Source organism: Ferranicluibacter rubi (genome assembly GCF_011603255.1).
Taxonomy (GTDB): domain Bacteria; phylum Pseudomonadota; class Alphaproteobacteria; order Rhizobiales; family Rhizobiaceae; genus Ferranicluibacter; species Ferranicluibacter rubi.
In genome coordinates, this window is sequence record NZ_JAANCM010000006.1 from 168,225 (window position 1) to 186,621 (window position 18,397).

The following is an 18,397-nucleotide window of genomic DNA, read 5'->3' on the forward strand; positions in this document are numbered from 1 at the left end:
GCCGGCAATTATCCGCGCAGCGTCGCTCCTCCATCCACATAGAGATCAGCCATCGTGATATGGCTTGCCCGGTCCGAGAGCAGAAAAACGACGGAATTGGCGATATCGTCGGGTGTGGCGAGCTTGCCCAGCGGGATGCCGGTCTTAAACGCTGGCAGGGAGCCTTCGATGACGCGGTCTTCCCCCGACGGATCCGTCCACATGCCTGTTTGCATGGGGGTCAGCGTCGAGCCGGGTGCCACGATGTTGCAGCGGATGCCGTAAGGCGCAAGCTCCAGCCCCAGGCAGCGGGTGAACATGGTGGATGCGGCCTTGGAGGCGGCATAGGCGGCCATATTCTGGCGTGGAATACCCGCGGCATTGGACGCGACCGTCACGATACTGCCTTTGCGCCGGGTCATCATATGCCGGGCCAGCGCCCGCGAGACGTGAAAAACGCCGGTGGTGTTGACGGCAAAGACCTGCTCCCACTCGTCATCTGCGGTTTCGACGATCGGCTTGGTGGATAAAACGCCGGCCACGTTGACACCGAAATCGATCCTCCCGTGGGTGTCGATCGTTTGCCGGATACGGTGATCGACCTCCCGGTTACGGCGCACATCGAGCTCGGCAACATGGAGATTGTCGTGCACCAGAGACCTGAGGCCGCCCAGTGCGACGTCGGTCGCCACGACGTTTGCGCCTTCATCCAGCAGAAGCCTGGTGACGGCAAGTCCGATGCCGCTACCCGCCCCCGTCACAAAGGCGACGGTGTCTTCAAACCCGGTCAGCCGCATTTCACTTTCCTTCCTGTCTTTGCCGCGCCGGATCTCGAAAAGGGGTAGTCATTCGTCGAAATTTTCATGGGTTTCGACGATCCGCCGTCGCGCCGATCGTGCGTTCGGCAACGCCCCACCAGTTGATCAATGTCGGAGATGCTGCCAGCTCGGAAAACGGCAGGACGTTTCCACGCTCCTGCCACAAGAGCAGGAGGTTCATCGCCCGCATCGAATCGAGGCCGAGATCCATCAGATTGTCGTCATCGCCGATCTCGTCCGGATCGACGTAGATCATCGTGGCGATGTCGCGGCGCATTTGCTCCATGTCGAAATCTGTCGTCATCTTATCGTCCTTCGATTTTTGCGAGCAATGTCGACAATGTCAGGGGAATGCCGGTGGTTTTTGCCAGATAGGCCAAAGCCATATCGTGATTGTCCCGGGAGAAATCAGCCACCGCATCGGCCACGAGAAAGGGCTTGATATCGCGCTGGAACGCCTCGGCGGCTGTCAGCAGGCAGCCGATATGCGCGTAGATCCCGCAGATGATGATCTGGTCGCGTCCGCGCACACGCATGAGATGTTCGAGATTGCTGCGCTGAAAAGCGCTGTAGCGGTGCTTGACCAGAACCGTATCGTCCTCATCTGGCGCGAGAGTGGCGGTGATCTGCTGATGGTCCAGCGCAGCCGTCATGCCCGGACCCCAGAGATCGGCCTGCAAACCGCGATCCCGCCGATCCTGATTGCCATTCTGGGCCGTGTAATAGACCGGTATCCCCGCCGATTTGCACGCGGATTTGAGACGTCGGATATTGTCGATCACCGGCGCGATCGGCGACGTATTCGGCTCGAAAGCGTTGATGAAATAGCTCTGCATGTCATGGATCAGCAGGGCGGCGCGAGCGGATTCGAAATCCCACGACGCCCGTGCGGCCGGTATGTCGGCCGCCGCCGGCAGTGCATAAGGTTGGATTTTCGGCAGTCCCATCGTCAAAGCTCCGCAGTTTTCAGAAATTGTTCGCGCAGTCTTTGGCGCAGAAATTTGCGGCTGGTCTTGCCGACGGCCGTCGTCTCGAAAGCTTCGACGAACACGATCTGGTCCGGCACCTTGAACTCGGCAAGGCCGCGCGATCTGACGAAGGCCTTCAACGCCGCGCCCTTGGGCTTTTCGCCTGTCGGAATGACAAAGGCGCAGCTGCGCTCGCCCAGATAGGCGTCGGGGATGGAAACGACCGCGGCATCGAACACCGATGCATGCGCCAGAAGGTGATCCTCGATCTCCTCGGCAGAGATTTTTTCGCCCGACCGGTTGATGTGGTCGCCGGTTCGTCCGCACACCGTGAGATAACCACCCGGTGATCTGAAAACGATATCGCCCGTGCGGTAATAGCCGTCATCCGTGAAAGACCGCGCATTGGCAGGATCGTCGTTGTGATAGGCATTGATCGTGTAAGGTCCGCGCGTCAGAAGCATGCCCGGCTCGCCGTCTCTCACCGGGTTGCCCAGATCATCGACGATCAGCACCTCGTCGTCGGGGCTGATCGCACGGCCTTGCGTGTTGATGACGACATCGTCGGGATCGTCCAGCCGGGTGTAGTTCACCAGACCTTCCGCCATGCCGAACACCTGCTGCAGCGTGCAGCCCAATGCCGTTTTCACACGGGCAGCCGCTTCCGGTATGAATTTGGCCCCGCCGACCTGCAGAACCTTAAGGCTTGAAATATCCCGTTGTGTCGTTGCCGCTGCCTGCATCCACAAGAGGGCCAGCGGGGGGACAAGGCCGGTGATGGTCACGCGTTCCTGTTCGATCATGGCAAAGGCCACGTCCGCGGCCGGTGAGGGGCACAGGACGACCCGGCTGCCGGCATAGAGCGCGCCAAAGACACCCGGCGAGCTCATCGGAAAATTGTGGGCAACCGGCAGCGCCGCCATGTAGACGCTGGTTTCGTCAAGGCCGCATATTTCGGCACTGGCGCGGAAGCTGTAGATATAGTCGTCGTGCGTGCGGGGGATGAGCTTCGACAGTCCGGTGCTGCCTCCGGATATCTGAACGAACGCAACGTCCGTGGACTGTACGCTGGCCGGCAGGCCTACCAGCGCACTAGGCGTCTCCGCTGCTTCGCGCACGTCATCGACGACGACGACATGGTGGAGGCCGGGAGATTGCTTCTGCAGCTCCGCCGCCAGCCCGCGATAATCGAAGCCGTCATGCGTTGCGGTGATGACATAGGCACTGGCTTCGGATTTCTCGGCGAAATGAAGAATTTCCGTCAACCGGTGCGCCGGCAATGTGAAAACGGGAATGAGACCGGCCCGGAACAGACCGAAGACCACGGACAGGAATTCCGGAATGTTGGGCAACTGAACGATGACCCGGTCCCCCGGCAGGAGCCCCAGGCCAAGGAATGTCGCCGCATAGTGTTGCGCCTTTCGGACCAGATCCGCATAGGTCCAGCGCTCCAGTCCACCGACGACCGCGATATGATCCGGGATCTCCGCTGCCCGCTGGTCCAGAAAGCCGGACATCGTCTCCCCGCGCCAGTAGCCTGCATCCCGGTATCGCGCAGCGCGCTCCTCCGGCCATTCTTGCTTCAGTTCCAGCATGATGGTGGGTTCCCTTAAATTCCGGACCGGTCGCGGTCGATGCCGAAGGCATCGAGCATTGCTCGAAATTTGGCAGCGGTTTCCGCGATCTCGCCTTGTGGCGTCGAACCGGGAACCACGCCCGCGCCGGCATAAAGCCGGGCCTTCGCGCCTTCGACTTCCGCGCAGCGGATGGAGACGAACCAGCGGCCATCGCCGGCAGAATCGCACCAGCCCACGGCGCCGGCATAAAAATCGCGATCGTAGGTTTCCAGTTCGCCGATCTTGCTGTGTGCGGCTGCGCGCGGTACGCCGCAAACGGCGGGCGTGGGATGCAGAAGCGAGACAAAATGCTCCGACGAGGCCGATGCGTCCTTCAGCCGGCCGACGATTTTCGTGCCGAGATGCCACATGCTGGCCGTCGCGCGCAGCGCCATTCCCTCTGGGGCCGAGAGTTCGAAGCAATAGGGCGTCAACAGGTCCATGATGGATTCGACCACCATCGCATGTTCGCGACGATCCTTGTCCGACGCCCACAGGGAATCCGCGGAGCGGCGGTCATCCACATCGTCTGCGTAACGCTTCGCAGATCCGGCCAGCGGATGCGAAGCGATATGGTTTCCGCGTTTTTCGACCAACAGTTCCGGCGTCGCGCCGACGAGCATCGCCCCTCCCGTCTCCTGCCGGCAAAGGGGGGTCGCGAACACCGTAATGCTTTCATCAAGCGCGAGCTTGCTCATCAGATCGGCGATGGAGAAATCCCGGCTTGCAAAGACTTTCAAGCTGCGCGAGAGGACGATTTTCTGCAAACCGCCCTGCGATGCCGCCATGGCTTCAAGGCCGGCCAGAACGCTCTTTCCAAAGACATCCGGTGCCGGATCCGCGCTCACGGACAGAATGCGGTTCGGCTCCCCGGTGGAGCGGCTTGCTCCAAAGCCTGGCACGTGTCCGAGATTGTGCTTGCCCTGAACACGCATCACCCGCGTCGGTTGGAACAGAAATGCCGATCGGGCGGGATCGAAAGGCAGTGCGCCGACCAGAATATCCGGACCGTCCTGATGCTGCCGGAAAAACCGTGCGGTCCGATCGCTCAAGGTCGAGAGAGGGCCCTCTTCCAGAACGGCATTCTGCCCGAGGGAAAAGAACGTCTCTCCCGATGTCTTGAGAATGTAGAAGGGCTTTTTTGCGTTTGCGCTCTGAGGTGGCGTATTCCTATCGAGCCGAGCCAGCGACGTTGCCATTTTTCGTACTCCATTCCTAAGGTTTTCGGCTGGTTTGGTTCGGTCCCCATTCGCGGCTGGCTGCAGATAATATGATAAAATTTGTCATATTATCGTGTACAAGACCGGAAGAGACCGAAGCAATCAGGACGAAGTTTGTAAAAAGATGACGACGATTTCAGTTGAAGACCTGACGGTAGAGTGCCTGTCCAAAAGGTCTTTTCGCCTCCGTTTGTCGAAGCTGGACGGCCGGGAAATACCGGATATCCGATCGGTGGGGAGCGACGCCCGATGACCGCGCCGTTTCCATCCGCAGGCGATCTCGCCGGCTCCGATCTCTCGCTGGGTTATGGCAAGCATCTTATTTCCCGCAATCTCGATGTGGTTGTTCCCACAGGCGGTTTCACCGCGATCATCGGCCCGAACGGCTGCGGAAAATCGACCCTTCTGCGGGCGCTGAGCCGACTGTTGGTGCCGTCGGACGGTCATGTCTTTCTCGATGGCAAGGACATTCACACATATCCGGCCCGCGAGGTTGCCAAGCGGCTCGGGCTCTTGCCGCAGAGTGCCGTTGCCCCGGCCGGCATCAACGTTTCCGATCTCGTTTCGCGCGGCCGCTACCCGCACCAAACGCTGTTGCGCCAGTGGAGCCGTGCCGACGCCGACGCCGTCGAACGTGCGATGGAGATGACGGCCACGCTCGATCTTGCCGCCCGCAGCGTCGACGAACTGTCCGGCGGTCAGCGGCAGCGCGTCTGGGTGGCGATGGCGCTCGCGCAGGAAACACCCCTGCTGCTGCTCGATGAACCGACGACCTTTCTGGACATCACGCACCAGATCGACCTGATGGATCTCTTTCGAGATCTCAACCGCAACAGCGGCCGCACGCTGGTTGCCGTGTTGCATGATCTCAACCAGGCCTGCCGCTACGCCAGCCACCTGATCGCCATGCGTGACGGACGCATTGTCGCCGAAGGTGCTCCCAAGGAAATTGTCACCGCGGAATTGGTCGAGCGGGTTTTCGATCTCTCCGCGATGATCATCGAAGATCCCGTCAGCGGTACACCGCTGGTCATTCCGCGTCGGCGCGTTCCAAGCGTGGTGGAATAGGTCGAAAGCCCGCATAGCCATCATCCCAGCGATGTTACGCTGGACAGGAGCTTTGCCAGCAAAGGTCCAAGTTCAACGAGCGTTTCGGGGGCGAGGATGTCCTCGTGCGCGCAATCGACCTCATGGATATCGAGGCCTTTCAGGCGCCCCGCCCACGAACCCTCGACGTCCCAGTCGGGCGGCAAGGTGCGCGTTGCCACGAACAACACGGCCTTGCCGTCGAAATAGGGGGTTTTGCCGTGGGCAAGCAGCTTTACCGCATCGGCATAATTGGCGACGATGTCGGTGAACATCGCCGTTTTCTCCGCCTGCAGGGTTTCGTCGAAGGCGTCGTCCTCGGTCGCCGCGACAAACTGTTCACGCTCGCGGTCCGCTTCCGCACCGGCCTCGTTTTCGGTGTTGCCGCTCCAGTCCTGGCCTTCCGGCGGATAGGTGTCGAACAGGCCGAGAAACGCGACCTCCTCTCCGAGGGCCCGCAACCGCGCTGCCACGCCCTGCGCCAAAGTGCCACCCAGGGAATAGCCGATCAGATGATAGGGCCCCCGCGGCTGGAGATCCCGGATCGTTTCGAGATGGCGTTGGCAGGCGTCGTCAAGGCTCGCGCTGGTGGCAATGACGCCGTCCGACCGGGGTGATTGCAGCCCGATGACCGGCAGGTTTGCAGGCAGGTAGCGGGCAAAGCCGTTATATTGCCAGGCAAAGCCCGAAGCCGGGTGGAAGCAGAACAGCGGATGACCCGTGCCGCTGCGCAACCGCAGCACCGTTTCAAAGCCTGCACGCGTCCTGTCTTCCGGCTGGGTGGAAAGAAGCCTGGCCAGCCTGGCCACGCTCGGCGCCATCATCACCTGTCCGACCGACAGGGGAACCCCGAGACGGGCGCGCAGCTTTGACGCAAGCCGCATCGCCAGAAGCGAGTGACCGCCCATATCGAAGAAATCGTCGTCGGCCTGGACCGACGGCAATTCCAGAATGGCTGCAAACTCCACGGCAATCCGGCTTTCCAGCCCGGCGAGCGGCGGTCGCCCGGATTGAGGGACGACCGTGGGGATCGGGAGTGCCTTCCGATCGAGCTTTCCGTTCGGGCTGAGGGGCAAGGCATCCAGTTGGACGATCAGGGCCGGGACCATGTGCGCCGGCAAGAGAGAGGCGAGCGTCTCCTTGAACCCCGCATTGTCGAACCCGGCCTCATCGGTGACGACATAGGCCACAAGCTGCCGGGCGTCGCCGGCGGTGACGGCCGCTCCGAGGACGCAGGGATTGACCACCGCAGTGACGATACCCGGCTGTGCCGTCAGCACGGCCTCGATCTCACCCAGCTCGATACGCTGTCCGCGAATTTTGAGCTGGTCGTCGCTGCGGCCGAGATAGTCGACATCGCCATTGGAAAGCCAGCGCGCAACGTCACCCGTGCGATACATGCGCTGCCCGTCGGCGAAGGGATCGGCGACGAAGCGCGTTGCCGTCAATCCGGCCCGGTCGAGATAATAGTCCGCCAGCTGTACGCCGCACAGATAGAGGTCGCCCGGAACGTCGATCGGTACGGGCCGCAACGCACTGTCCAGAATACGCAGTTGGGTATTCCAGACCGGGCGTCCGATCGGAACGTTCGGCAAGGCAGCGCCTGGCTCTCCGGCAGGCTTGAAGGTCACATCCACGGCCGCTTCCGTCGGCCCGTACAGATTGTGAAGCTCCGCGCCGAACAGGGCCTGATGCCGGTCCGCCAGGCCGCGGGGAAAGGCCTCGCCGCTGCAAAAGACATGCCTCAGGCTTGCAGCCATAGACGTGCGGATATCGGTATCCTCCCCACACCATTCGAGAAACGCGGCGAGCATCGAGGGGACGAAATGCAGGACCGTAACCTGTTCGCAGGCGATAATGCGCGCCAGTTCCGCGGGATCGCGGTGCGCGTCCGGCGGCGCCATGTAGAGCGCGGCGCCTTCCATCGACGGCCAGAAGAATTCCCATACGGACACATCGAAACTTGCCGGTGTCTTCTGAAGCACGACGTCCGTGCCGCCGATCGGGTATGCGTCCTGCATCCATGCAAGCCGGTTCACAATGGCCCGGTGCGAGACCAGCACACCCTTTGGTCGCCCCGTCGATCCGGACGTGTAGATGAGATAGGCCGGATCGCTCGGCTTCAACGGCCTCAATGGCGCAAAGGCGGTAGTTGCGTCCTCTTCAGCGAGCGTATCGACATGTATCGTTGTGCCGAGATGGTCGAAGCGATGCGCCATTGCGGCCGCCGTGATGATCAGCTTGGGCTGCGCGTCGCCGATCATCATGCCCAGCCGTTCGTCCGGATAGCCGGTATCCAGTGGCAGATAGGCAGCGCCGGCGTCGATCACCGCATGGAGGGCAATCGTCAGCAGAACCGAACGTGGCAATGCGACCGCAACGATCGTGCCGGGACCGGCACCATCTGCTTGCATCCGCATGGCCAGATGCCGCACCTGATACCGCACTTGCGAAAAGGTCAGGGAATGGTTTTCGTCGGCCAGTGCGATCGCATCCGGGGTAACCGTCGCCTGGCGGATCAGCCGGTCGCGCAAGGTTTCATCGGGTAAGGCCACGTCCGTCGCATTGGTCGCGTCGATGACGGCCTGCTCGGCCGGAAGAAGCGGAGAAAACTGCGACCACGGTTTTTCGCTGTCATAGGCCAGGTGATCGAGCAGCATTCTGATGCGGGTCATCAGCTGTTTCGGGTCTCGCAACAGATCGCGATGCTCGATCAGCAGCCGCAGCCTCTCTTCACGAAGCACCATCAGCGTCAGCGGATAATGCGTATGGCCGCGATTGTTCAGTCCGGTTATCGTTACGCCGGCATAGTCATGGGCTATTACGGCGTCGGTCTGCGGATAATTTTCGCTGACAAGAAGTGTATCGAACAGGGTGGCGCCACCGGCGATCTGCTGTATGTCGGCCAAACCAAGCCCGTCATGTTCCAGCATTGCACCTTGAGCCGCCTGTAAGGCGGTCAGTTGCTGCAGAAGCGGTTGGCGCGGATCGAGGCGAATGCGGACCGGGACCGTGTTGCTGAACAGACCGATATGCTCGTCAATTCCGTCGATGGGGCTGAAGCGCCCGGAGACCGGTGTGCCGAACAGCACGTCTCTTCGGCCGGTCAGAAGAGACAGCACCGCGCCCCACACGCCTTGCATTAACGTGTTCAGCGTCAAGCCATTTTCGCGGCAACGTGCCAGCAAGGCGGCCTCGAGAGCTTCCGGGACGATGAAGTCTATTTCGTGCACATCCGGCGAAGCCGCGGCTGTTCCGAACAGGAGTGTCGGCCGCGCGTCAGTGAGCATGTTCGCCCAGGCCGCGCGCGCCGGGCCAAGATCCCGCGCCGACAAGGCATTGATGACGTCGGCATAGGGGATGCGTGTCGGTGTCAGCGTCTGCGGCCCGTTTTCATACGCGGCCAGGAGGTCACGCAGCAAAACCGGCGTCGACCAGCCGTCGATGACAAGGTGATGCACGTTGATGAAGAGGGTGTGGTTCTCCCCGTGACGGGCCAGGCTGGCATGGAAAAGCCGACCTTCGACAGGGGAGAACTCGCGGCCCAACTCGCGCTGTTCAATCCGCCGCAGGGCCTCCTCCCTGTCGGCCTCTCCACGGATATCGTGTGTTTCCAGCGGCCAGCGACCCGGATCGAGCGGCAGCACCTGCCGGGATCCGCATTGCAATCCCGCCTCGAAGCGCCCGGCCAGTTGCGGGTAGCGGGAAAGAACCCCGTCGAGGGCCCTTTGCAGGCGTGCGACATCGAGCGCGCCTGCGAGATCGATCCGCGTGATCGAATTGTACCGGCTTGCCGTTTCCTGCAGCTGGGTATGGAACAGCAGCCCTTCCTGCAAAGGCAGGAGCGGCAGGACGGCGGCCAATGGACCATGCCGTTCGCGCAGAGCGCAAAGCTCATCGCCGGTCAGGCCCGGCGTGTCGGCGGCAACGAGCGTATCTGCGGCAAGGCCGGGACGTCCCCAGGCGGTGTCGGCCAGAGCCGAGATATTGGCGGCTATGGCACCATGCAGGGTGTCGATGACGCTTTCGTCGAAGAGACCGTTCGCCCATGTCCAGTTGATGGCAAGCTGCGGCCCGGCTGTCGTCTCCTCCACGAACGCGTTGATTTCGGCGCCATGCATGAGCTTCATGTCTGCATCGACATCGACGGCAAAGGCATCGGCAAAACGCCCGCCGATCGCTTGCGGTGCCCAATGACCGTCGCGGGCGACAAAGCGGCCGAGATAGTTGAACAGCAGTTCGGGCGGATGTTCGGCTTCGCGGGCGGCAAGCTCGGGGCCGGTATCCGCATCGATGTAGCGCAGAATGCCGAAGCCGATCCCATGATCCGGAATCTGCCGTAAGCCTTGCTTGACGGTGCGAACCGCACTGGGCAGGTCACCCGCCTGCGCCATGTCGAACACAACAGGATATTCTGCGGTCAACCAGCCGATCGTCCGGCTGGGGTCGATCCGGTCGTCGATCGGGTGGCGACCATGCGATTCCATCGCGACGCGTAACCGCTCCACGCGGAATGTCTGTGCGAAGGCGCGCGTGACCGCTGCGAGCAGTGTTTCCTCGATGGTGGCCCGGTAAGCCGCAGGCAGTTCCTGCAGTAGAAGCTGGGTCAGATCGGTATCGATGAGGGTGCGCCGACGACGCGCGGTGCCGTACGTATCATGCGAAGCACCCAGCCGTCGGGGCATGAAACCGGACGTCTCCGCGAGCATGGTGCGCCAGAGAGGCAGCTCGCTCCGGCGCGCCGGAACCTGCTGTGCCAGCAAATTCGCGCAGTCGCGGATCGAAGCTTCCTCGCGTGCGATGAACGGCACCGTTCCGGCCATGACGGCGCGGCATGCGGTCTCGAACTCGGCGAGCAGAATTCGCCAGGACACGCCATCGACGACGAGATGATGGACAACCAGCATCACCCAGCCGTCGGCGCCGCCGGCCGGCCAATGGACCGCTTGCAGCATGACCCCTGCCGCAGGATCAAGGCGCGCACCGGCGGCAGTAAAGGCTGCTTCAGCCTCCTCGATCATCACTTGCGGTTCGTGCGCAAAACGGCCCATCGCGCGCAACAGCGATGCCGCACTGAAGTCCGGCGCCAACGGCGCGATGGTCAGGCCCGTGGCTGTCGTTCGTGCATGCAGTGCCGGATGCGCGCGAAACAGCGCCTCCAGCCCGTGTTCGATCGACATGCGGGTCAGGCCTGCCGGCACGCGCAACAGCACGGCTTGGGCAAATCGCGTTTGCAGGCCGTGCGTCTCGGCATACCACTTTACGATCGGCAGGCTGCTGACATCGCCTTCGACGTCGGCGGCGCGCAACGGCGGTTGCATGTCCAGGGGCTGCAAGGCGGTTTTCATGCGGTCGGCACGCCGCAGTCCGAAGACATCGCGCGGACGCAGGATGAACCCGGCCTTTCGCAATGTCCCGCACAACGCCATTGCACTGATGCTGTCGCCACCGAGCGCGAAGAAGTCGTCGGCCGCACCCACGGAATCCAGGCCGATCACGGCTGCAATGGCTTCGCAGATCCGCTCTTCATCGTCATCGGCGTAAACGGCGATGTCGCCGGCGCCGGTCTGCTGTCCGGGACGCGGCAGGTCCTTGCGCTCGATCTTCCCGTTGACGTTGAGCGGCCAGGCCTCGAGCTTGCGCACGCTGGTGGGGACCATATAGTCCGGCAGGCTGCGTGTCAGCGCGGCCAGCACCGCGGTCTCGTCAGTGCTCCCGGTGAACCAGGCCAGAAGCCGGATGCCGGTTTCAAACGTTTCTGCAAGGACAAGGGCTGCTGTAACGCCCGGCAGTGCCGATATCGCATGCTCGATTTCACCGGGTTCCACCCGGAAGCCGCGCAGCTTGATCTGATGGTCGCTGCGTCCGACGTAGTCGACGTGCCCATCGGATCGCCAGCGTGCCAGGTCGCCGGTCCGGTACATGCATGTTCCGTCTTTGAACGGATTGGCGACAAAACGGCTTGCCGTCAGACCGGCACGACCGAGGTAGCCCTGCGCCAGTCCCACGCCCGCGATGTAGAGTTCGCCCGTCACACCCACGGGAACAGGCCGCAGCCGGCCGTCCAGAATATGGACGGTGGTGTTGGCAACGGGACGGCCGATCACCGGGACATCTGCCTCGGCGATACCGGCGCTCAGCGCATCGACGCTATATTCCGTAGGGCCATAGAAATTGTGAAAATGAATATCTGGATGCCGACGCAGTTCGCGCCACAGCGCCGCCGGCACCGCTTCGCCGCCGACCTGAATCATCACCGGCCGCTGTTTATGGTCGAGCAGACCGGAATTGATAAGCTGCTGCAGCATCGACGGTGACACGTCGAGCGTATCGATCCGTCGCTCGACAATCAGCTCGACGAGCGCCTGTGCGTCACGCCGCTGTTCCTCGTCGCACAGATGCAGCTCGTGACCGAGCAGCATCCAGATGATCTGCTCCCACGATGAATCGAACGCGAGCGACATGGCGTGTCCGGCTCTTACGCGCCGTGATCCGACCTTGTGGATGATGTCACCGAACAGTCCGGCTTCATGCGACAGCAAAAGATTGAGCAGACCCCGATGTGGGACCATCACGCCCTTGGGCGTTCCGGTCGATCCCGACGTATAGATGATATAGGCAAGGTCATGGCCTGTGAGCGGGTGGATACGATCGGTATCGTCTATCGCTCGCGATGATTGGCGTGCGATGTTGCCGATCACGGTCAGATCGTCGAGATAAAGCCTTGATGTGTTGTTTGTAATCGCCGCGCCTAAACTCCGCCGGCTCAGCAGCAACACGGGTTTGGCATCGGCGCACATCAGTGACAGGCGGTCAGCCGGATAGTCCGGATCGAGCGGCATCCAGGCCGCACCGGCAGCCATGACGCCGAGTAGGGCGACGATGGCTTCGACACGACGCGGCAAGGCTGTGGCGACGACATCGCCGGGGCCGATACCGCGTTCGATCAGAAAACGGCCGAGCCTTGCGACAGCGGCTGACAACGCCTGGAAGTCCAGCTGTGTCACGCAATCGACAATGGCCGTCTGGTCGGCATGCCGGACGGCATTCCGCTGGAATATGTCCAGTATGGTCAGAACCTGCTGCGGGCGCTGGATATCCGGCCCGTGAGCCCATGTCGCGATAAACGTCTTTTCATCCAGCCCGAGCAGCTGCGACGCGGCGACCGGTTCGTCGATATGATCGATCAGTTCGCGCAGGAAGGCGTCAAGGCGATCGCGATGCGAGGTCAGAGCGTCAGTCGTGTAGCGTGCCGGGTTGCCTGACAGCTCGATGGTCAGCGCATCGCCCTCATACCACAGACCCAATTCCACGTCCTCTACGGGCCCCGCAGCCAGAACATGCGTCGTGGATCTGACGCCGGGCAGTGCCAGTTCGCCGTCATACACCTTGAAATTGACCGTCGGCCCGTACAGGCCTCGCCCCGAACCGACCAGGCCGAGATCGCGTTGCACCTGTTCGGCATCGTAGCGCTGATGCTTGCGAACGCGCCTGAGTTCCTCGGAGAAACGCTGCGCAAGTTCGCCGAAGCTGAGCGCATCGTCCAGCACCAGCTTGACGGGCAGGACATTGACGACCGGCCCGACAGCATTGATGGCAACGGACCCCATCCGCCGCATGAAGGGCACGCCGACAATCACGGTGTTGTTCCCGGTTATCCGCTGGCAATAGGCGAGGATCCCCGTCATGACGATTTCGGGTGGAGCGACCCGGTAGCGCTGGCTGGGCGTGACGAGCCGTGCAAGGACGGATGCGTCAAGCTGGAAGTGGAGACGAAGAACGTCGAGATTTTCAGTGCTTTGACGAACCACGCCGCCCGTCGCGGCAAGCGTCGCCGGAGCGTCGGTGTCGTCCAGATAGCGCGCCCAGAAAGCGCGATCGCGTTCGCAGGTTTCCGAAGCGGAGTAGGCGCGATATTCCTCGACGACTGCGGCAAAGGACGTAAATGGATTGGCGTCCGGTGTCCGCCCATTCACCAGGGCCGCATAGATCTGCGTGATGCGCCGGGTCAGCGCGGCAAAACTGTAGCCGTCGACGCACAGATGCTGGTAGCGCTGAAACCAGAACCAGCGGTCGTTTGCGACCTTCAGCAGGATATGACGATAGAGCAACCCGTCGCTGCCGGGAGCCGGCGTGTTGTCGAGATCCTCGCGCATGATCGCGTGTGCGGTGGCAATCGGATCGGCCTCGTCAGCCAGATCGAGGACATCAGGTTCGGCAATGGTTTCAATCGCGCGTTCCCGGGGCCAGCTTTGCGTTGGCTCTCCGTCGCCATCCGAGAAACGCGCATGGATCGTGTCTGCCTCTGCCAGCCCGGTTCGAATGGCCCGGCGCAGCAGCGCCATATCGATGGCGCCCTGCATATCGGCATAATGCGCGACGACGAACGTCTGCGCTTCCGGTTCGATCTGACCCGCAAACCATATGCCCGGCTGTGCTGCGGTAAGTGGCAACGTCAGGACAGAGGCCTGATCGGATGTATCGGAGCGCGACGAACCGATGGCTGCGATGGTCATGATGGCTTTCTCACAATGCGTTTGTGCCCGTCTTCACGGTCGATGCCCGGCGCGGAGACATCGCGCGCCGTCGTCTTTCGGAGCCTGCCTGACGCTGTTGAGCCGGCTTGACGAATGGCGCGCCTGGGGAACGCCAGTCCTGCTCGTGATCAATGCCCGGGGAGCTGCCGTTCGACGGCAATGGTGCCGGGCCTCAATGCCGGCCCCCAGTGCTTTTCCACGAACGCGACGCAAAAGGCGTGGCTGTCGGGGCCCGCCTCGACGCCCCATCCGGCAGGGACGGGCGCGAAATCGGGCCATAGGCTATATTGGCCATGCCTATTGCGCAGCACGAGAAACGTGCTGTTCTCGTCGTCGAATGGATTGACGTCATCTGACCTCATGGCATCCTCTTTTGACTGTTGTCTTTGCCGGGTGAACGACCTTCGCTGGACGACGGCCTGGCAAAAAGCCAACGCAATCCGTCGATGAGGCCGTTGCGCCAACAGAGACCGTCATGGCCGCCCTCGAACTGCCGGTAGAAGACGTCGTGCCCGGCCTGCCCGAGTGCGGCATCCATCGCGTCGCTCGCATCGATCATGTCGTCTTCGCGGCGTCCGACTTCCATGAACACGCGCAGCCGGTTCCCCGGTGGGGTGCCCGGTATCGGGATGCCCGCCTCGACCTGTTTCATCAACCATCCGGTTCTGGCCGCGTCGCGCCGTTCCGCCTGATTTTGCGACGAGCGCAACGCATCGAAATTGGGCCACCAGAACGAACCGGATTGGCTGAGGATCAGCCCGAAACGATCGGGCATGCAAAAACCGGCATAAACGGCGGCAAGCCCGCCATAGCTCTGTCCGATCACGGCACTGCGCGCGGGATCGGCGGTAACAGGCGCGATATCGGCCACAAGCGGCAGCAATTCATCCCGGACTGCCTGCCAGAAGGCGGGATTGCAGGGCAGGTCCTCGTTGCGATTGTCACCGTCGATCGCATCGATGAAGACGTAGACGGCGGGGGGTAGACGACCACTGGCCGTCTCCAAGTCGAGCACAGGATGGATCGGGGTCTGCTCGACCCAGTTGCTGCCGTCGAGCAGGAGCACCAGGGCATAACCGTCAGCCGGGACCACACGTTGCTCATCGCCGGTGATGTAGATCCAGATCTTGCGCCGCTTGTTCTGGACCCGACTGACCCACTTAATCTCGATCAGGTCCCGTGTCCCTGTCGGGATGGGCCGTCCGGAATCTATCCCGTGCCACAGGTCATAATTGGGCGCGTCCGGCAGATGCAGGGGGGACACGGGTATACGCCGGCCGAGGGTGTGCGCCGTCAACGGGTTCAAGGGATCGGCAATGGCGAGCGGGAGGATGGAACACCACCATGCCCGTTGCAGCCGGTCCTTGGCACGGAGATCGCTTGGCACCGCCGGCGGCCGCCGGGTGGCATCCACGGGGATGAATCCATAGGTGCCGCGCCAGTCCATAGGCAACTCGACCTGCCAGAACCAGATATCCGTCCCGCCGATACGCTCTAGGCTTTGCGGCGTGAAACTGTGATGATCCGTCACGGAATTCACATCCGCATAGACCCGTTCTATCGGCGACGTCCGTTCGCAACCCTGCCTGTCACGCCACAGGAACGTGACGCAGGCTGCACCATCGGCGACGGGTTCGATCAAGGGCGCTGGACGTGCCTCGACCCGGCTCCACCATTCCGCGTCGCCCCGATCGGGTGCGCCGAGCAACACGGCGGTTAGCGGTGCCCGGTCGTTGATGGTCGGGGCTGCCGTGTCGAAGGCAGCCGGTGATTGCGATGATGCTTCTCTACGCATGGCTCTGTCTTCTTGCATGGGTCCTGTGCGCGCGTTCGGCTACCATGTGCGCTTGAGCGTGGCGGTCACGGTCCGGCCTTCGCCATAGAAGCAGGCGGTCGAATTGGCGCAGGATGCCACGAAGGTCTTGTTCGCCAGATTCTTCACGTTGATCTTGAGCGACGTCCCATTCCAGTCAGGATTGACTGCCGCAAAATCATAGCTCAGAGAGGCATCCACGAGGGCTGTCGCATCCACGGAGAAGCGGTTCTGGTCGTCGCCCCAGCTCTTTCCGATGTAGCGTACGCCAGCACCGGCGGTGAAACCGTTCAGAGGGCCGCTTGCAAAGGCGTGCGTTGCCCAAAGTGCTGCCTGGTGTCTGGGAACACGGGCCGGCATCTTGCCAAGCGTGTCCGTTTCGACGGAGTCGACGATCTCAGAGTCGAGGTAAGCGTAGCTCGCGATCAGGGAGAGATTTTCATTCACCTCGCCACGGGCTGACAGTTCCAGACCGCGATTGTGAATTTTGCCGATCTGCGAGTAGACGCTTTGGCCAAGGCTGCTGTCCCACTTGCCCAAGACGACGTCGTTTTGCGTCAGATCGTAATAGGCGGCCGTCAGGACGATGTTCCTGTTTTCCGGCGCGTACTTCACGCCAACCTCGACCTGCTCGGCGGTCGTCGGTTTGAAGGCATCCTGCCCCACACCTGGAGCCGTCAAGGAAGGCTCGAAAGACGTGGAATAGCTGACGTAGGGCGCGATGCCATTGTCGAAAGTGTAGATGGTGCCGGCGCGCCATGTGAAGGCGTTATCGGTGTAAGTCTGGTCGTTGCTTCCCAGCAGGTCATCGATATCCGTTTTGGCCCAGTCGTAACGTCCGCCAGCCGACAGATTGAAATTGCCGATCTCGATCTGATCCTGAAGGTAAAGGCCCGCCTGCTTTGCCTTCGTGTCCTCGCGCGACGACGGGTTCAGGACCAGCGCGTCATAGTCGATACCACCATATCGAGGATTGGTCAGATCGATCGTCGGCACGGCCCAGTTGCGCCCCCAGCGATATTCCCGGCTAACATCGCGATAATCAAGACCGGCAAGCAGGGTATGCTGCGCAGCGCCCGTATCGAAATCGGCCTGCAGCTGGTTGTCGATCACGAACTGATCGACCTTGTCGGTACCGCCGCTGGCGACGCGGTTGACGATCGTATTGAAACCGGTGACGGGATCGGGACTGGTATAACCCCATACGAGCGTATTCTGCTCATACTGCGTCGACTGGTATCGCGCATTCTGGCGAACCGTAAAGGTGTCGTTGATCTCGTGTTCGAATTCATAGCCGATCCATGCCTGCTCTCGCGTGAAGCGCTCGTAATCAGGATCGGAGACGAAGAAGTCGCGCGGCACGTAGCCGTAGCCCGCGATGGGGGTAACCGTACCGGCGGCATCGAGGAAGTTGCGGAAGCCGGCGTGGGGCTCGTTCTGATAGCCGCCGAGGATCGTCAATGTCGTCTGATCGCTCGGCGCCCAGGTGACGGAAGGCGCGATCGCAAAGGCTCTCTGTTTGGTAAAATCCTCCTGCAGCTGCGTCGTGAGACCCGTTCCGACAAGGCGGTAGGATAGGGAGTCCGAGGCCGGAACCTTGTCGCTGACATCGAAGGAAGCCCCGACATGGTCTCTGCTGCCAGCGGTCAGTTCCACCTCATGCAGCGGCGTGTCGGTCGGCTTTTTGCTGACCATGTTGACCAGGCCGCCGGGATTTGCCTGCCCGTAGAGGACCGACGACGGACCGGACAGCAGCTCGACGCGTTCCAGAAGATCGGGATTGAGCTTCGAATAGGAAAGCCCGGAGCCGAAGAACAGGCCGTCGAGATAACGGGGAACGTAGTAGAAACCGCGTACGAACATTTCATCGTTGAGGTTGGATGCGCCGCGATATTCGGTGATCACCCCCGGCGTATAGCGCAGCGATTCCGCGACGGACTGCACATCCATGTCTTGCATCTGCTGCTTGGAGACCACCGCGACCGACTGCGGGGTCTTGATCAAGGGCGTATCGGTCTTGGTTCCCGCCTTGCTTTGCTTGGCGGCATACCCATCGACCGGACCGTCGCCTTTTTCGCCTCGGACCGTGATTTGCTCAAGAACGGTCGCAGGCTCACTGTCCTGCGCAGAGGCGGCACTGCCCAAGGCACTCCCAGCCATTACGAGCAGCACAGCCGAACTGGAAAAATAACGACGTTTAAAAAGGTGCAGCATCGACAAGGTCCCCATCACCGTCGGGGTTCACATCGCCCCGATAAACTTGACTATTCTTGTCATGTATCCGATGCTACAGAGGCTGTCGACCGAGCAGGTTTTGGGCAAACGGCAAAAAACATTGTTCAAACGGCAGTGCGAAAGCG

Annotated in this window: 10 protein-coding genes; 1 reads left to right on the plus strand and 9 read right to left on the minus strand. The window is 61.8% G+C overall.

All coding sequences use genetic code 11. The features are described from left to right. Window positions 1-8 precede the first annotated feature (8 nt). The 5 genes from G8E10_RS13650 to G8E10_RS13670 form a co-directional block, all read right to left on the minus strand. Window positions 9-776 (minus strand): 2,3-dihydro-2,3-dihydroxybenzoate dehydrogenase, encoded by a 768-nt coding sequence (locus G8E10_RS13650; RefSeq protein ID WP_167129662.1) that lies wholly within the window; start codon window positions 774-776, stop codon window positions 9-11. A 64-nt stretch (window positions 777-840) separates the two neighbouring features. Then, window positions 841-1,101, minus strand: coding sequence for a phosphopantetheine-binding protein (locus G8E10_RS13655; RefSeq protein WP_167129664.1), 261 nt, complete (start codon window positions 1,099-1,101; stop codon window positions 841-843). 1 nt (window position 1,102) lies between these two features. Then, complete coding sequence (locus G8E10_RS13660) at window positions 1,103-1,744, minus strand: isochorismatase family protein (protein ID WP_167129666.1); 642 nt, start codon at window positions 1,742-1,744, stop codon at window positions 1,103-1,105. A gap of 2 nt (window positions 1,745-1,746) precedes the next feature. Further along, window positions 1,747-3,360: a (2,3-dihydroxybenzoyl)adenylate synthase gene (locus G8E10_RS13665; protein ID WP_167129669.1), complete on the minus strand. Its 1,614-nt coding sequence runs from the start codon at window positions 3,358-3,360 to the stop codon at window positions 1,747-1,749. A gap of 14 nt (window positions 3,361-3,374) precedes the next feature. Then, window positions 3,375-4,580 (minus strand): isochorismate synthase, encoded by a 1,206-nt coding sequence (locus G8E10_RS13670; protein WP_167129671.1) that lies wholly within the window; start codon window positions 4,578-4,580, stop codon window positions 3,375-3,377. Window positions 4,581-4,850: 270 nt separating this feature from the next. Here G8E10_RS13670 and G8E10_RS13675 point away from each other — a divergent pair, with 270 nt between their 5' ends. Beyond that, window positions 4,851-5,669, plus strand: coding sequence for an ABC transporter ATP-binding protein (locus tag G8E10_RS13675; protein ID WP_167129673.1), 819 nt, complete (start codon window positions 4,851-4,853; stop codon window positions 5,667-5,669). 20 nt (window positions 5,670-5,689) lie between these two features. Here the strand turns inward: G8E10_RS13675 and G8E10_RS13680 are convergent, their stop codons facing one another. The 4 genes from G8E10_RS13680 to G8E10_RS13695 all read right to left on the minus strand — a co-directional run bounded on the left by G8E10_RS13680 (window position 5,690) and on the right by G8E10_RS13695 (window position 18,041). Beyond that, window positions 5,690-14,203, minus strand: a complete 8,514-nt coding sequence (locus G8E10_RS13680) for a non-ribosomal peptide synthetase (protein ID WP_167129675.1) — start codon at window positions 14,201-14,203, stop codon at window positions 5,690-5,692. 149 nt (window positions 14,204-14,352) lie between these two features. Next, entirely contained in the window at window positions 14,353-14,586 is a 234-nt protein-coding gene (locus G8E10_RS13685) for an MbtH family protein (RefSeq protein ID WP_132714391.1), read from the minus strand. Then, the gene (gene fes / locus G8E10_RS13690; RefSeq protein ID WP_343289791.1) at window positions 14,583-16,037 is read right to left on the minus strand and encodes an enterochelin esterase; all 1,455 of its coding nucleotides are present in this window, start codon (window positions 16,035-16,037) and stop codon (window positions 14,583-14,585) included. The genes G8E10_RS13685 and fes overlap by 4 nt, the downstream gene beginning before the upstream one ends. A 21-nt stretch (window positions 16,038-16,058) precedes the next feature. Further along, complete coding sequence (locus tag G8E10_RS13695) at window positions 16,059-18,041, minus strand: TonB-dependent siderophore receptor (RefSeq protein ID WP_281517567.1); 1,983 nt, start codon at window positions 18,039-18,041, stop codon at window positions 16,059-16,061. Between the last annotated feature and the right edge of the window lie 356 nt (window positions 18,042-18,397).

Excerpts from the sequence above, each read along its gene's own strand:
- G8E10_RS13675 (WP_167129673.1), top strand. The coding sequence starts at position 4,851 with ATGACCGCGCCGTTTCCATCCGCAGGCGATCTCGCCGGCTCCGATCTC.
- fes (WP_343289791.1), bottom strand. The coding sequence starts at position 16,037 with ATGCAAGAAGACAGAGCCATGCGTAGAGAAGCATCATCGCAATCACCG.
- G8E10_RS13660 (WP_167129666.1), bottom strand. The coding sequence starts at position 1,744 with ATGGGACTGCCGAAAATCCAACCTTATGCACTGCCGGCGGCGGCCGAC.
- G8E10_RS13650 (WP_167129662.1), bottom strand. The coding sequence starts at position 776 with ATGCGGCTGACCGGGTTTGAAGACACCGTCGCCTTTGTGACGGGGGCG.
- G8E10_RS13680 (WP_167129675.1), bottom strand. The coding sequence starts at position 14,203 with ATGACCATCGCAGCCATCGGTTCGTCGCGCTCCGATACATCCGATCAG.
- G8E10_RS13670 (WP_167129671.1), bottom strand. The coding sequence starts at position 4,580 with ATGGCAACGTCGCTGGCTCGGCTCGATAGGAATACGCCACCTCAGAGC.
- G8E10_RS13665 (WP_167129669.1), bottom strand. The coding sequence starts at position 3,360 with ATGCTGGAACTGAAGCAAGAATGGCCGGAGGAGCGCGCTGCGCGATAC.
- G8E10_RS13655 (WP_167129664.1), bottom strand. The coding sequence starts at position 1,101 with ATGACGACAGATTTCGACATGGAGCAAATGCGCCGCGACATCGCCACG.
- G8E10_RS13685 (WP_132714391.1), bottom strand. The coding sequence starts at position 14,586 with ATGAGGTCAGATGACGTCAATCCATTCGACGACGAGAACAGCACGTTT.